Annotated in this window: 13 protein-coding genes; 6 read left to right on the top strand and 7 right to left on the bottom strand. The window is 68.2% G+C overall.

Annotation, left to right across the window (positions count from 1 at the left end; genetic code table 11):
• Positions 1 to 98 precede the first annotated feature (98 nt).
• From hemW to lepA, 3 genes are read right to left on the bottom strand one after another with little or no spacing between them, the layout of a single operon-like run.
• On the bottom strand, positions 99 to 1,316 hold the full coding sequence (gene hemW, locus RAC81_RS16825) for a radical SAM family heme chaperone HemW (protein WP_375083423.1): 1,218 nt from the start codon (positions 1,314 to 1,316) through the stop codon (positions 99 to 101).
• A complete protein-coding gene (locus RAC81_RS16820) occupies positions 1,316 to 1,966 on the bottom strand; it encodes a DUF1990 family protein (RefSeq protein WP_375083422.1) in 651 nt (216 codons plus the stop codon). The genes hemW and RAC81_RS16820 overlap by 1 nt, the downstream gene beginning before the upstream one ends.
• Before the next feature lie 48 nt (positions 1,967 to 2,014).
• Positions 2,015 to 3,868, bottom strand: a complete 1,854-nt coding sequence (lepA, locus tag RAC81_RS16815) for a translation elongation factor 4 (protein WP_096715546.1) — start codon at positions 3,866 to 3,868, stop codon at positions 2,015 to 2,017.
• 238 nt (positions 3,869 to 4,106) lie between these two features.
• Between lepA and RAC81_RS16810 the strand changes: the two genes are divergently transcribed.
• The 5 genes from RAC81_RS16810 to RAC81_RS16790 all read left to right on the top strand — a co-directional run bounded on the left by RAC81_RS16810 (position 4,107) and on the right by RAC81_RS16790 (position 10,602).
• Entirely contained in the window at positions 4,107 to 5,090 is a 984-nt protein-coding gene (locus tag RAC81_RS16810; RefSeq protein ID WP_096715547.1) for an ABC transporter permease, read from the top strand.
• Positions 5,090 to 6,016, top strand: a complete 927-nt coding sequence (locus RAC81_RS16805; protein WP_096715548.1) for an ABC transporter permease — start codon at positions 5,090 to 5,092, stop codon at positions 6,014 to 6,016. The genes RAC81_RS16810 and RAC81_RS16805 overlap by 1 nt, the downstream gene beginning before the upstream one ends.
• Complete coding sequence (locus tag RAC81_RS16800; protein ID WP_375083421.1) at positions 6,013 to 7,944, top strand: dipeptide ABC transporter ATP-binding protein; 1,932 nt, start codon at positions 6,013 to 6,015, stop codon at positions 7,942 to 7,944. The genes RAC81_RS16805 and RAC81_RS16800 overlap by 4 nt, the downstream gene beginning before the upstream one ends.
• Before the next feature lie 117 nt (positions 7,945 to 8,061).
• On the top strand, positions 8,062 to 9,777 hold the full coding sequence (locus RAC81_RS16795) for an ABC transporter family substrate-binding protein (protein ID WP_375083420.1): 1,716 nt from the start codon (positions 8,062 to 8,064) through the stop codon (positions 9,775 to 9,777).
• A gap of 69 nt (positions 9,778 to 9,846) precedes the next feature.
• Positions 9,847 to 10,602 (top strand): alpha/beta fold hydrolase, encoded by a 756-nt coding sequence (locus tag RAC81_RS16790; protein ID WP_375083419.1) that lies wholly within the window; start codon positions 9,847 to 9,849, stop codon positions 10,600 to 10,602.
• Here RAC81_RS16790 and RAC81_RS16785 read toward each other — a convergent pair.
• Positions 10,520 to 11,788: an MFS transporter gene (locus RAC81_RS16785; RefSeq protein ID WP_375083418.1), complete on the bottom strand. Its 1,269-nt coding sequence runs from the start codon at positions 11,786 to 11,788 to the stop codon at positions 10,520 to 10,522. The genes RAC81_RS16790 and RAC81_RS16785 overlap by 83 nt on opposite strands.
• Positions 11,789 to 11,952: 164 nt before the next feature.
• On the opposite strand from RAC81_RS16785, the gene rpsT reads away from it, so the two are divergent.
• Positions 11,953 to 12,213: a 30S ribosomal protein S20 gene (gene rpsT / locus RAC81_RS16780; protein ID WP_251588152.1), complete on the top strand. Its 261-nt coding sequence runs from the start codon at positions 11,953 to 11,955 to the stop codon at positions 12,211 to 12,213.
• 143 nt (positions 12,214 to 12,356) lie between these two features.
• Here rpsT and RAC81_RS16775 read toward each other — a convergent pair whose 3' ends face one another.
• The 3 genes from RAC81_RS16775 to RAC81_RS16765 form a co-directional block, all read right to left on the bottom strand.
• Complete coding sequence (locus tag RAC81_RS16775) at positions 12,357 to 13,052, bottom strand: histidine phosphatase family protein (RefSeq protein ID WP_375083417.1); 696 nt, start codon at positions 13,050 to 13,052, stop codon at positions 12,357 to 12,359.
• A complete protein-coding gene (holA, locus tag RAC81_RS16770) occupies positions 13,049 to 14,092 on the bottom strand; it encodes a DNA polymerase III subunit delta (RefSeq protein WP_375083416.1) in 1,044 nt (347 codons plus the stop codon). The genes RAC81_RS16775 and holA overlap by 4 nt, the downstream gene beginning before the upstream one ends.
• Positions 14,093 to 14,361: 269 nt before the next feature.
• Positions 14,362 to 15,259 (bottom strand): DUF222 domain-containing protein (locus RAC81_RS16765; RefSeq protein ID WP_375083415.1); only part of this gene is annotated, 898 nt, incomplete at its 5' end.

Here is a 15,259-nt window from a genome sequence, read left to right as displayed (position 1 = left end):
GTCTGGCACTCACCGGTTACGAGTGCCAATTCTACTCGCCGCGCGCGCCTCCGCGCTGAACGCGCCCGCGAAGGACGCGGCGGCTGCCGCGTCGCGGCTCAGTCCGTGAGTTCTCGCACCACCGCGTCGGCGAGCAGACGTCCGCGGAGGGTGAGCTGCACGCGCCCGCGCAAGGCGGCTGCAGGGTCGACGAGCCCGTCGGCGATGAGTCCGGCGACCCGCACTCGCTTGTCCGCCTGCAGTTCGTCGACCGCGATGCCCTCGCGGATCCGACTGAGCAGCAGGACGCGCTCCAGCATCCGCGACTTCTCGTCGGGCCGCTCCGTGCCCGCCGCCGGCGATTCGGATGCCGCGAGCCGCTGCGCGTACGCCGCGGGGTGCTTCACGTTCCACCAGCGCAGCCCCGCGACGTGGCTGTGGGCTCCCGGCCCGAATCCCCACCAGTCGCTTCCGCGCCAGTAGGCGAGGTTGTGGCGCGAGCGCTGCTCGGGCGTGCGCGCCCAGTTGCTGACCTCGTACCAGTCGAAGCCGGCCTCGGCGAGGCGTCGGTCGGCAAGCTCGTACATGTCGGCCTGCAGGTCGTCGTCGGGCATCGGGACCTCGCCGCGGCGGATCTGCCGAGCGAGCTTGGTGCCGTCCTCGATGATCAGCGCGTAGGCCGAGACGTGATCGGACTCGAGCTCCAGAGCCGCGTCGAGAGAGGCCTCCCAGTCTCCGAGAGATTCACCCGGGGCGCCGTAGATCAGGTCGACGCTCACAGCGAGCCCGGCATCCTTGGCTGCCGCCACCGCGGTGCGCACGTTCTCGGGTCGGTGGGTGCGGTCGAGAGCGGCGAGCACGTGCGGCACCGCCGACTGCATCCCGATCGAGAGTCTCGTCACGCCCGCCTCCGCGAGCGTGCGGGCGACCTCGGGGGTGACGGTGTCGGGGTTGGCTTCGACGGTCACCTCGGCGCCGTCGGCGAGGCCGAAGGCCGAGGTCGCTGCTCCCAGCATCCGCGCCAGGTCTCCTGCGGGAAGGAGGGTCGGCGTCCCTCCGCCGAAGAAGACCGTGTCCATCGGGCGCAACGCGCCGGCTTCGGACAGCACACGCTGGGCGAGCCCGATCTCGCCGATCAGCGTCGAGGCGTAGTCCTCCTGCTTGGCACCGCGCAATTCGGTCGACGTGTAGGTGTTGAAGTCGCAGTACCCGCATCGCACGGTGCAGAACGGGATGTGGAGGTAGGCCGAGAAGGGCACGGCCGCGTCGATAGGCAGGTCGGCCGGAAGGCGTCCGTCAGCGGGGGCGGGATTTCCGAGGGGAAGGGGGCCGGCCATCAGACGGGGGTCGCGTACAGCGGCGAGATGGCCCGCAGGTAGCGGGCGAACAGCTCGCGGCGGCGCCGCTTCACGAGCGCCGGGACGAGCCGGTAGAGCAGCGAGCTCGGGGCGTCGAACGCTCGGACGGTGAACCACACCTCGTCGTCGTCGCGCCACTCGATGTCGAACGACTCCTCGCCGCGGACGACCGATCCGCCGACGGTGCCGAGCACGAAGCCGATGCGGCGCTTCTCCTCGGTCACCGAGATGACACGGAGTTCGGCGTCGGCGTGCATGTTGGCGACGCGTCCGCGCAGGCGCAGGGTCATGCCAGGACCGACGAAAGGCGTGCCCTCCGCGTCGAACCGCTGCTCGATCTCGTTCTTGCTGGGGGCGATCGGGGTGCCCTCGGCGTCGAAGCTGACGCCCGCGTACGCGGGCCCCGGGGCCGGGCGCACGTCTTCGACGCGGAGTCCGGACGCGCGCTGCGCCGTCCACGACAGAAGCGCTTCGCCGGCTGTCCGGAAACGCTCCTCACCGCTGCCGATGCGCCAGGAGTTCTCGGCGGGGATGCTGCGCTCCGGCGGATACTGCATCAGATCGGGCGCATGGGTCGCACCCACCGCCGCATAGTCGACCGTGTCGTCTCGGAAAGTCCCGCGCCGCATGCCGACCAGCCTACCCGGGTGTCCTGGACGAGCACCGGGAGACCCGATCTACTTCTTGTCCTTGCCTTCGACGTCGCCGGAGAGCGCGGCGATGAACGCCTCCTGCGGAACCTCGACGCGGCCCACCATCTTCATGCGCTTCTTGCCCTCCTTCTGCTTCTCGAGGAGCTTGCGCTTGCGACTGATGTCACCGCCGTAGCACTTCGCGAGCACGTCCTTCCGGAGCGCGCGGATGGTCTCGCGGGCGATGATCCGCGCACCGATCGCGGCCTGGATCGGCACCTCGAAGTTCTGGCGAGGGATGAGCTTGCGCAGTCGCTCGGTCATGAGAGTGCCGTAGGCATAGGCCTTGTCGCGGTGCACGATCGAGCTGAACGCGTCGACCTTGTCGCCCTGCAGGAGGATGTCGACCTTCACGAGGTCGGCCTCCTGCTGGCCCGCCGGCTCGTAGTCGAGCGACGCGTAGCCCTGGGTCTTCGACTTCAGCTGGTCGAAGAAGTCGAAGACGATCTCGCCGAGGGGCATGGTGTACCGCAGCTCGACGCGCTCCTCCGAGAAGTACTCCATTCCGAGGAGCGTGCCTCGGCGCGACTGACACAGCTCCATGACGGTGCCGACGTAGTCCTTCGGGAGCAGGATCGCCGTGTTGACCATGGGCTCGGACACAGAGCCGATACGGCCATCGGGATACTCGCTGGGGTTCGTGACCGTGACGGTCTCCCCCGTGTCCGAGGTCACGACCTCGTAGATCACGCTCGGCGCGGTCGTGATGAGGTCGAGCCCGAACTCGCGGGCGAGACGCTCGGTGATGATCTCGAGGTGGAGGAGGCCGAGGAAGCCGCAGCGGAACCCGAAGCCGAGCGCGACCGACGTCTCCGGCTCGTACTGCAGCGACGCGTCGGACAGCTTCAGCTTGTCGAGCGCCTCACGGAGTTCCGCGTAGTCGCTGCCGTCGATCGGGTAGATACCAGAGAACACCATCGGCTTCGGGTCGGTGTACCCCGAGAGCGGTTCGGATGCGGGCTTCCTGGCGTTCGTGATCGTGTCGCCGACCTTCGACTGGCGCACATCCTTCACGCCCGTGATGAGGTAGCCCACCTCGCCGACGCCCAGCCCCTTGGTGGGCGTGGGCTCCGGGCTCGACACGCCGACCTCGAGCGCCTCGTGGTTGGCGCCGGTCGACATCATCTGGATGCGCTCGCGCGGCGAGAGGCTGCCGTCGACCATGCGCACGTAGGTGACGACGCCGCGGTAGGCGTCGTAGACCGAGTCGAAGATCATCGCCCGCGCCGGGGCCTCGGCGTCGCCCACGGGCGCGGGGATCTCCTGGACAAGACGATCGAGCAGCTCCTCGACGCCCACGCCGGTCTTGCCGGAGACGCGCAGCACGTCCTCGGGCTTGCCGCCGATCAACGCCGCGAGCTCCTTGGCGTACTTCTCGGGGTCGGCGGCCGGCAGGTCGATCTTGTTCAGCACGGGGATGATGTGCAGGTCGTTCTCGAGAGCGAGGTAGAGGTTCGCCAGCGTCTGCGCCTCGATGCCCTGCGCGGCGTCGACGAGCAGGATCGCGCCCTCGCACGCGGCCAGCGAGCGGGAGACCTCGTAGGTGAAGTCGACGTGCCCCGGGGTGTCGATCATGTTCAGCGCGAAGGTCTGACCGTCGAGCTCCCACGGCATCCGCACGGCCTGGCTCTTGATGGTGATGCCGCGCTCGCGCTCGATGTCCATACGGTCGAGATACTGCGCCCGCATGTCGCGGTCGGAGACCACTCCGGTGATCTGGAGCATCCGGTCGGCGAGGGTCGACTTGCCGTGATCGATGTGCGCGATGATGCAGAAGTTGCGGATCTGCGTCGCAGGCGTCGCGGCAGGCTGAAGCGGAGTGAGGGCGCGTGGTGACATGTCCTGACGATTCTACGGTGACGCGCCGTCGATGCTCGATTCGCCGAATCCGGTGATATTCTGCCCAGGTTGCCCGGGAGCCGACCCCGAAACCGGATTCCGTGAGCGACGAGACTCCGTCACATTCGAGTGCAGGTGTCGTGTCGCGCAGATCGGCAGATGGTGATTGACTGTCCTCCGGCTCAGCGTTGCGTCGGCAGATCCCGCGCGCGTCTGTAAAAGAGAAAGAATCAACACCTTGATCAAGTATCTCGTGCGCCGCCTGCTGGGCTGGTTGCTGATGATCGTCATCGCGACGAACATCACCTACTTCCTCGCGTGGCTGTACCTCGATCCGGAGAACAACTACGTCGGTCGGCGCCCGCCGCTCTCCCCGGAGCAGATCGACAACCTGCTCCGCCCACGCAACCTCAGCGAGTCGGTGCCGCTCGTCGAGCGGTGGTGGACCTGGTTCTCCGGCATCATCCTCCGGTGGGACTGGGGTCTCGGCCCGACCGGGGAGTCGGTCAACGAGCAGGTCGCGTATCGCGTCTGGGTCAGCGCGGAACTCGTGCTCGGCGCCACGATCATCACGACCGTGCTCGGCATCGCGCTCGGCGTCTACACCGCATCGCGCCAGTACAAGCTCGCCGACCGCATCGGCCAGGGCACCAGCATCATCACGATGAACATCCCGACCGTCGTCGCCGGCTTCGCGCTGGTGCTGCTGGCGATCGCCTTCAACAACGCCGTGGGCACGACCGTCTTCTACGTCACAGGGTCTTCCAGTCCGGGGGTCCAAGGGTTCTTCCCCGTCCTCATAGACGTGCTGCAACATCTCACGCTGCCCACATTGGGGCTCGTCATCACGGGCTACGCGCAGATCCACTTCCTGCAGCGCTCGCTCCTGCTCGACAACATCAAGGCCGACTACGTGCGCACCGCTCGGGCGAAGGGCCTCACGAAGCAGCAGGCGATCCGGAAGCACGCCCTGCGCACGTCGCTCATTCCGGTCACGACGCAGGTCGCCTTCACGATCCCCGCCGTGTTCACGGGCGCAGTGCTGACGGAGACGATCTTCAACTGGAACGGAATGGGTCGGTACTTCATCACGACCCTCAACAACAACGACATTCACGGCGTCGTCGCGGTCGCGGCATTCGGCGCCCTGATGACGGCGATCGGCGCCATCCTCGCCGACGTGACCGTCGTCGTCCTCGATCCGAGAGTGCGGGTGAGCTGATGTCCCTGGAAGCCATCGGGGTCTCCCCTGAGATCACCGAGCAGCCGCAGAAGCCGAGGAGCCGTAAGCGCACCACGATGTTGTCGCTCTACACGCGACGCTTCCTGCGCAACCGCGGCGCCGTGATCGGCGTGGTCATCCTCGCGGCGCTCATCCTGTTCGCGATCGTGGGACCGCTCATCGCTCCCTACAGCCACACCGACCTCGACTTCCTGGCGCTGCGCAAGGGGCCGTCGGCCGATCACTGGTTCGGCACGAACGGGTCGGGCAACGACAACTTCGCGCAGGTCGCCGTCGGGCTCCAGCGCTCGATGATGATCGCCGCGCTCGTCGCCGTCGGCACGACCGTCGTCTCGGCGATCGTCGGCACGACCGCCGCCTACTTCGGCGGGGCGTACGAGCGCATCATGCTCGCGATCATCCACTTCATGATGGTCGTGCCGAACTTCCTCATCCTCGCGATGATCTCCAACGACGCGGGCGGCAACTGGCTGGTCATCTCGCTCGTGATGGTCTTCATCGTCGGCTGGTTCTTCCCCGCCCGCATCATCTGGACGCTGTCGCTCTCGATCCGTGAGCGCGAGTACGTGCACGCGGCCCGCTACGCGGGGCTGTCCGGCATGCGCGTCGTGCTCCGGCACATGCTGCCGAACATCGGCTCGCTATTGGTCATCAACTTCACGCTCGGCGTCGTCTCCGCCGTGCTGACCGAGACGGCGCTGTCGTTCCTCGGCTTCGGCGTGAAGCTGCCGGACGTCTCTCTCGGCGCCCTGATCGGCTACGGCTCGAGCACGCTCGTGAGCGCTCCCTGGCTGTTCTACTTCCCCGCCGCGGCACTGACCCTGCTCACCGTCTCGATGGCGCTCATCGCCGACGGTCTCCGCGACGCCCTCGATCCGACCTCGGCGGCTGGAGGTCGCGCATGAGTACCGTTCTCTCCGTCCGCGACCTCAGGGTCAGCTTCCCCTCCGAGGCCGGGCGCGTGGATGCCGTCCGTGGCGTCTCGTTCGACCTGGAGGCGGGCAAGACGCTCGGCATCGTCGGCGAATCCGGTTCCGGCAAGTCCGTCACGTCGCTCGCGATCATGGGCCTCCTCGACGAGAACGCCAGGATCACCGGCTCCATCGTGTACGACGGTCAGGAGCTGCTGGGGAAGACCGACAAGCAGCTCTCGGTGATCCGGGGCAACGGCATGGCGATGGTGTTCCAGGACCCGCTGACCTCGCTCACCCCGGTGTTCACGGTCGGCGACCAGCTGATCGAAGCTCTCACGGTGCACCGCAGCCTCTCGAAGAAGGCGGCCTGGGAGCGATCGGTCGAGCTGCTGACGCTCGTCGGCATCCCCGAGCCCGAACGTCGGATGAAGTCGTTCCCGCACGAGTTCTCGGGCGGTATGCGTCAGCGCGTCGTGATCGCCATCGCGATGGCCAACGATCCGAAGCTGATCATCGCCGACGAGCCGACCACGGCGCTCGACGTCACCATCCAGGCACAGATCCTGGAGCTCATGGCGACCGCCCAGCAGGAGACCGGCGCCGCGATGATCATGATCACCCACGACATGGGGGTCGTGGCGAAGACGGCCGACGACGTGCTCGTGATGTACGCGGGCAAGCCCGTGGAGCACGCCCCCGTGCGCGAACTCTTCTACCGCACGCGGATGCCGTACTCGATCGGCCTGCTCGGCGCCATCCCGCGCGTCGACAAGACCGAGAAGGTGCCGCTGATCCCGATCAAGGGCAACCCGCCGCTCCTCATCGACCTGCCCGACGCCTGCCCCTTCGCGGCTCGGTGCCCGATCGCGATCGACGCCTGCCGGGAGCGCGAGCCCGACCTGCTGCCCGTCTCCACCGACGGACACGCGAGTCACACGGTCGCCTGCATCCGTGCCGACGACATCGACGACGACGCCACCATCGGCGGACTCCCCGTGTTCCCCGCGCCGGAGATCCCCGAGGGCAGCCTCACGAGGGTTCCCCGCGAAGAGCGGCCGATCACCCTGCAGGCGATCAACCTCACCAAGACCTTCCCGCTCATGAAGGGCGCGCTGTTCAAGCGCAAGGTGGGCGAGGTGCACGCCGTCAAGGGCATCAGCTTCGATGTGCGACAGGGCGAGACCCTCGCGATCGTGGGCGAGTCCGGCTCGGGCAAGACCACGACGCTGCTGCAGATCATGGATCTCGTGAAGCAGGAGGACGGCGACATCCGCATCGGCGGCACGAGCGTCGCTGACATCAAGAACCGCGCCGAGGAGCGCCGGCTCCGCCGCGACCTCCAGATCGTGTTCCAGGATCCGATGGGCGCGCTCGACCCGCGCATGACGGTGTGGGACATCATCGCCGAGCCGATGTTCGCGATCGGGATGAGCCGCGATGAGGTGTTCGACCGCGTCGAGGAGCTGATGGGTCTCGTCGGTCTCGACCCCGCGCATAGCGATCGGTTCCCGCAGGCGTTCTCGGGCGGTCAGCGTCAGCGCATCGGCATCGCGCGGGCACTGTCCACGAACCCGAAGGTCGTCGTGCTCGACGAGCCCGTGTCGGCGCTTGACGTGTCGATCCAGGCCGGCGTCATCAACCTGCTCGACGAGCTCAAGGCGAAGATGGGGCTGTCGTACCTCTTCGTCGCGCACGACCTCGCGGTGGTGCGGCACATCGCCGATCGGGTGGCCGTCATGTACAAGGGCGAGTTCGTCGAGCACGGCGACGTCGACCAGGTCTTCGACGCGCCACAGCATCCCTACACCAAGGCACTGCTGTCGGCGATCCCGATCCCCGACCCCGACATCGAGCGCACCCGCGAGCGGATCATCCTCCCTGTGGACGGCTTCGACCCCGAAACGGCCGCCGTCAGCTGAGCAGTATCCCGTTATGCACAGTCCGATAACGAACGGCGCGCAGACGGTTTCGCCCGTGAGACGCAGAGTTATTCTGCCCTCATCCCCAAGATAGGCCGACAGGCACTAAGGAGTACCATGAAACGGCATCAGAAGCTGATGGGCATCGCTGCTCTCGGCGCCGCCTTCGCACTCGTCATGAGCGGTTGTGCGCCGGCAGGCAACGGCGGCGGCAACGGCGGCGAGGGCGACAGCCCCCAGACGGTCGAAGGCGCGGACTACAACCCGCAGCCTCGCGAGAACCTCGCAGAGGGCGGCGAGCTGCGCATCCCCGTCTCGAACATCGCGGAGCAGCTGAACTACTTCCACAGCGACGGCGACGCACGCGTCACGCAGATCGGCACGTGGTTCCGCCCGCAGATCCTCCTCATGGATCCGGACGGCACGGTCAAGAAGAACGACGCGTACCTCGACGACTACTCCTTCGGTGTCGAAGACGGCAAGACCGTCCTTCACTTCAAGGTCAACGAGAAGGCCGTCTGGAACGACGGCACTCCGATCGACGTCACCGCATTCAAGGCCACCTGGATGGCTCAGAGCGGCGAGAACGAGGAGTACCAGCCGAACGCGACCGACGGCTGGAAGGAGATCGAATCCGTCGAGGCCGGCGAGAACGACCGCGACGTCATCGTCACCTTCAAGGGCGAGTTCGCCTGGCCCGAGATGGTCTACTCGCAGCTTCTGCACCCGGCGGTCAACACCCCGGAGCTCTTCAACACCGCGTTCCTCGGTGACTGGCACCCGGAGTGGGCAGCCGGCCCCTACACCGTCGAGGACTACGACAAGACCGGCGGCGTCGTCACCCTCGTCCCGAACGAGAAGTGGTGGGGCAACGCTCCGCTGCTCGACAAGGTGACCTTCATCCAGATGGAGCCGACCGCCGCGGTCAACGCCCTGCGCAACGGCGAGGTCGACATGGCCGAGACCGGCAGCGCCGAGCTCCTCGCCCAGGTCGAGGGCCTCGACGGTGTCAAGACCTACAAGGGTCAGGCGACGGCGAACGCGATCTTCACGCTGAACTCGACGAACCCGGCTCTGTCGGAGCTCGAGGTCCGCAAGGCCGTCTTCGAGGCGATCAGCATCGAGCAGGTCAAGGACATCGTCTTCAACGGCTTGAACTACACCGAGGAGCCCGCCGGCTCCCTCACGCTGTTCTCGTTCCAGCCGAACTACGTGAACGCTCTGGAGGAGGCCGGCCGCAAGGACGGTGACACCGAGGGTGCGAACAAGCTGCTCGACGAGGCCGGCTGGGTTCCGGGTGCCGACGGCATCCGCGAAAAGGACGGCGTGCGCCTGTCGCTCGTCTTCCCGGTGCACTCCGACACGGAGACCGCGCGCGCTCGTTCGCTGGCCGTGCAGGCTCAGCTGAAGGAGGTCGGCGTGGAGGTCACGATCGACACCCGCCCGTCGGCGGACTTCGCCGAGGACTACACCACGCAGAACGGTGACATCTTCTTCCTCAACTTCACGTCGTCCGACCCGTTCGGTGCTGCCTGGTTCTGCCAGCTGTACTGCTCGGACAGCGGCCTGAACCTGTCGGGCACCGGCACCGAGGAGATCGACAAGATGATCCACGAGGAGCTGGAGACGATCTCCGACCCCGAGGAGCAGACCAAGAAGGCCATGGAAATGGAGTCCGAGATCTTCGCGAAGACCTGGGGCATCATCCCGGTCCTCAACGGCCCGGAGATCTGGACCGTCAAGGAGGGTCTCGCCAACCTCACGCCCGAGCCCTACGTGGGTCTCGACCTCTTCGGCATCACGCCCGTGGAGAACGTGGGCTACGAGAAGTAAGCGGTCTTCCTGATCGCATGAGCGGGGCCGGTGGGTATCCACCGGCCCCGCTTTCTCTATGCTGAACGCGTGAGCGTCCAGATCGTCCTCGTGCACGGCATCCGCACGTCCGCGACGATGTGGCGCTCGCAGCTCGCGTACCTCGAGGAGGCCGGCATCCCGGCCGTCGCGGTGGATCTGCCCGGCCATGGCACCCGGATGGCGGAGGACTTCACTCTGCACGAGGCCCTCCACACGATCGATGCGGCCGTTCGGGAGGCCGCGTCACGCGGCCCGGTGTTGCTGGTCGGCCATTCGATGGGCGGTCTGCTCTGCCTCGCCTACGTCGGCGGTGCGGAGAAGCCGCCGGTGGCCGCGCTGGTCGCGGCATCCTGCACCGCGCTCCCCCGGGGCGCGGGACTGCGCGCGTACCGGATGATCGCTCGCGCGGTCGACCGACTGCCCGACCGGGGCATGTGGATCACGAAACGCATCCTCGATGCGACGATCCCGGTCGACACCCGAGCCGATTTCGCCGCCGGCGGCTATGCACTCGACACGCAGGACATCGCGCTGAGCAATCTGGCCGCGCTCGATCTCGCGACCGCGGTCGAGCGGATCCGTGTGCCGCTCTGGTTCGTGAACGGGCAGTACGACCAGCTGCGCATCAACGAGGCCCTCTTCCAGCGACTGGCCCCGCACGCCGAGCTGATCGTGGTCCCGCGCACGACGCACCTCGTGACAGCGATGCGACCCGCGGTTTTCAATGCGGTGCTGCGTCTGGCGATCGCGACGGTCGACGCCGAGCAGGCCGATTCGACTGCGCACGTCTCGCCCGAGCGGTGAGCAGACCGCCCGCGAGCGAGAAAACCGCCGCCGCCGCGAACACGAGCCAGAAGCCGCCGACGAGCGCCACGAGCCCTGCGCCGAGCACCGGTCCGATCAGCTGACCGAGCGCCGCAGTCACCGTGACGATGCCGAGATCGCGAGCGTGATCCTTCTCATCGGGCAGCAGGTCGGCGGCGAACGCGAGTCCGACCGTCGAGAAGGCGCCATAGCCGATGCCCATGAGTGCGGCAGCCACCATCGTCGCCTCGAACGTCGGGACGATGGCGATCAGGACGCCGGAGGTCGCCTGCACGAGCGTCGCGGCGACGGTGAGCGTGCGACGGTTCCCGGAGCGGTCGGAGAGGATGCCGGTGACCACCGCCGCGAGCACGACGAACACCGTGTAGACGACGATGAGCAGAAGCAGGTTGTCCTGGGCGGTCGCCGTGTCCTGATGCAGTCCGTGGAGCAAGAAGAAGAGGAAGAGGGCTGTGCCGAGCGCGTTCCCGATGTTCGTGACGAGCCGTCCAGACAGCATCCAGGCGAAGTCTCGGTCCCGGAGCGAGGCGAGGAGCGCGCCGCGTCGCTGCACCGCCACGACCCGTGCGGCAGCGGGAGGATCAGGGAGGAGCAGAGCGGCTGCCGTGCCGGCGACGGCGATGATCACGGCCAGCAGCAGGTAGCCGTCGCGGACATCGAGCCCCAGGAGCACGACCACCCCGACGCCCAGGACGATACCCACGGCCTGACTGGACCCGACGGCGGCGGATGCCGAGCCCCGCTGCGTCTCGGGGAGCTGGTCGGCGATCAGTGCGGTGAAGGCGGCCGAGGAGACCGCGATGCCGACCGAGACGCCCACCCACGACAGACCGACGGCCCATGGCCCCTCGGCGAAGCCGGTGACCATGAGGGCTGCTGCGGTCAGCAGCGCTCCTCCGAGGGCCCACGGTCGACGCCGCCGACGCCCGGCACCGGCGCGGTCGGAGAGCGCTCCGGCGACCGGACCCGCGACGACGCCCGCCAGACCGCCGAGCCCCAGCACGAGTCCCGACGAGACGACCCCGCGTATCCAGTCGTCCTCGGGCGTGTCGAGCTGAAGCGGGAGCAGGAGCTGCACCGGGGTGAGCTGCACCATCCAGATAGCCAACCAGGCGACTGTGAACAGCGTGATCCAGCGGGCTCCCACACGAGCGCTGTCGGTCATAAGGTCGATTGTGCACCCGCGTCCACCCGTTTAGGGGGAACGCCTCGACTGCTGGTAGACTCGACTCTTGGCTTGCGTGTGGGTTCTTCCCTCACGACCGCCGCGCGGAAGCCCTCTTCTTCTGCCGGCATTCCGAACAACCTCCGTACAGAAAGCGTCCACACGTGGCAAACATCAAGTCGCAGATCAAGCGCAACAAGACCAACGAGAAGGCGCGCGAGCGCAACAAGGCCGTCAAGAGCGAGCTCAAGACGCACATCCGCGCCGCCCGCACCGCTATCGCCTCGGGCGACAAGGCCGCTGCCGAAGCTGCCGTGAAGAACGCGTCCCGCAAGCTCGACAAGGCCGTCAGCAAGGGTGTCATCCACCAGAACCAGGCTGCGAACCGCAAGTCGGCGATCGCCAAGCAGGTCTCCGCTCTCTGAGCATCGACCACACGAGAAAGGGCCCGTCTCATCGAGACGGGCCCTTTCTCGTGTGCGTCGTGTCTTCTTGTGCGTCTCGCACTCGCTGCGTCTTCTACTCGCAGAGTGCGGTGGCGGAGGGCGGTGGCGCGGCGTGGCGGCGTTCAGCCGGCCGGTGTCTCGACCGGCTCGCCCGGCTCTCCCACCGGTTCGGCGGGGACGTCGAGGGCCGACGGGTCTTCCAGGTCGAGGCCGCCGAGCGGCTCCTGCTGCCACGATACGAGGCGCCAACCCTCCTCGGGGGTGCCTTCGATGACGCACATGCCCGTGTTGTAGAGGCGCCAGTGCACGGCGTCGTCGAGATCGATGCCGTCGAGTCGTGCGGCGGCCCAGACGCGGATCGCCGCACCATGGCTGACGACGACGGCCGCTCCGTCGACGTTGCGGGATGCGACGTGGGCGATCGCGGCGTCGTAGCGCGCGAGGAACTCCGTGCCGCTCTCGCCGCCCTCGATCGCGAAGTCGAGTTCGCCGGTGAGCCAGCGCCGCGCGGCATTGACGTAGCCCTCGATCGCCTCTCGGTCGCTGTGCATCTCCCAGCGGCCGGCGGAGATCTCCTCGAGCCCCTCGACGACCTCGATGGCCAGCCCTCGGTCGTGGGCGAACGGGGTGGCGGTGAGCTGGGTGCGCACGAGGGGCGAGGCGTAGATCGCGTCGACGCGTTCGTCGGCGAGAGCCGCGGGGATCGCCGCCGCCTGGGCATGACCCAGCGGCGTGAGGCCGGGGCCAGGCCGCCCCGTGTCGAGCGCGCCGATCACGTTGCTCGGCGTCTGTCCGTGACGGATGAGCAGCAGTCTCATGATTCCTCTCCGAAGGGGCGTCGGGTGGCGATGACGGTCAGCATGCGCTCCAACGCGAAGATCGGGTCGCGCGCCGCGCCCTTGACCTCGGCATCCGCCCGCGCGGTCGCCTGGATCGCGAGTCCGAGCGAGTACTCGTTCCACCCCGCGAGGTCTCGGCGGGCACGGTCGACCTGCCAGTCCTTCATGCCGAGACGCTGCGCGAGCTGACGGCTCGGCTCGCGGTTGCCTGCGACGCGCGCCATGGTGCGCAGCTTCATGGCGAATGCGGCGACCATGGGCACCGGGTCGGCGCCCGACGCCAGGGCGTGCCGCAGCGCGACGAGAGCCTCGCCGTATCGTCCGGCGATCGCGGTGTCGGCGACGACGAAGGCCGAGACTTCGACTCGGCCGCCGTAGTACTTCGTGACGACCTCTTCGGTGATGTCTCCCTCGACGTCGCCGATCAGTTGCTGGCAGGCGGCGGCGAGCTCGGTGAGATCGTCGGCGAACGCCGAGACGAGTGCCCGAAGCGCCGGGGGGGCGATGCGCTTCTTCGCCGCCTTGAATTCGCCGGCGGCGAAGTCGACCCGGTCGCCGTCGCGCTTGATCGCCGGACACGCGATCTCGATGCCCTCACCGGTGCCCGCTCTGACGGCGTCGAGCAGCTTCTTGCCGCGCACACTCGCGCCGGTGTGGCGCAGGATGACCGTCGCGCCCTCCTGCGGGTGCTCGAGGTACGACACCGCCTCCTGGATGAAGGCGTCGGTGCACTTCTCCACGCCGGCGATGCGCACCAGCCGGGGTTCGCCGAACAGCGACGGGGAGGTGAGCGAGAGGAGAGTTCCCGGCGCGTAGTCGTCGGCGCGGACGTCGGTGACTTCGAGGGCAGGATCCTCAGCGCGCAGGTAGTCGCGCACACCCGCGATCGCGCGCTCCGCGCAGACCTCTTCGGGGCCGGATACGAGCACGATCGGAGCGGGTCGCGGATCGCGCCAGGAGACCTGCGGGATCTTGGCCGACGCCGCCGCGCCTCGGGAAGGAGTACGCGCAGCAGCCATGGGTTCAGCCTACCGGGGGCCCACCGACATGAGCCCCGTCACGCGGCGCGGTGGCGCTGGCGCACAGCCACGGTGGCACAGCGGTGCGGTGGCACAGCGGCGCGGTGGCACAGCGGCGCGGTGGCACAGCGGTGCGGTGGCAGAGCGACGCGGTGGCAGAGCGGCGCGGTGGCACAGCGGTGCGGTGGCAGAGCGACGCGGGCGCGGCCACACGCGGTCACGGGGGCGCAGCCTCGCGCAGTCAGGCAGGCGCGGTCACGCAGGCGCTTTCAGGCGGCGATGTCGTAGCGGGCCCGACCGCCGAGGCGTGGGGTGCGGGTCGGGTCGACGGTGGCGGGTGGGATGAGCCAGACCCGTCCGGCGATGCCGGTGCCGTCGATGCGGATGTCCCATCCGTTGTCGTGGATGCGATGGTGACACGACTCGCACAGCAGCACCCCGTTGGCCAGATCCGTCGGCCCGGCATCCCGGTGCCACCAGCGCGCATGGTGGGCTTTGGTCATCTGCGGTGGGAGCCCGCACATGACGCATCCGCCGTCGCGTTCGACCAGGGCCAGGCGTTGCGCCCGGGTGAACAGTCGCCTCTCGCGCCCCCAGTCCAGGATCTCGCTGTCGGATCCGAGAACGGCGGGGATCACTCCCCCGCTGGCGGCGATGCGTCGGCAGGTGCTGATGCTCACGGGCTGGTCGGTGCCGTCGATCGTCGCGACGCCAGTACCCGCGGTCAGGTCCTCCAACGCCACCCGCACCACGACGGTCGCGCCGGTGGCCGGCATCCCCCCGTTGTCGCAGGCGGTCGCGTGCTCGCAGATCGCGGCGAGCGCGTCGGCCTGGATCATCGCCACGGTGCGATGATCGGCATCCCCCGCCTCCGGATCCGGCGCCTGCGCACGCGCCTGGAACGTCGCTCCCACGAACGCGTGGATCGCCGCCCGGATCGGCGCCCCCGAGGCGATGTCGGTCTGCAGAGTCAGATGCAGCGCCCCATCACGCTCGAACATCGTCAGCGACCGCTCCGACCGCGCCTGCTCCTCCCGCGGAGCGACCCCGTCCGGATCCAGCCACGCCTCCGCCCGGGCCACAAGCTTTCGCACCTCGTCGAGCGACAGCCCACCCGCCCGCTCCACCAGCAACCGCTCCGCCTCGCCGATCCGCGCGGGATCCGCT

Origin of the sequence: Microbacterium sp. CR_7 (genome assembly GCF_041954755.1) — a bacterium.
In the GTDB taxonomy this organism is placed as follows: domain Bacteria; phylum Actinomycetota; class Actinomycetes; order Actinomycetales; family Microbacteriaceae; genus Microbacterium.
This window is presented reverse-complemented; position numbering and strand designations above follow the sequence as displayed.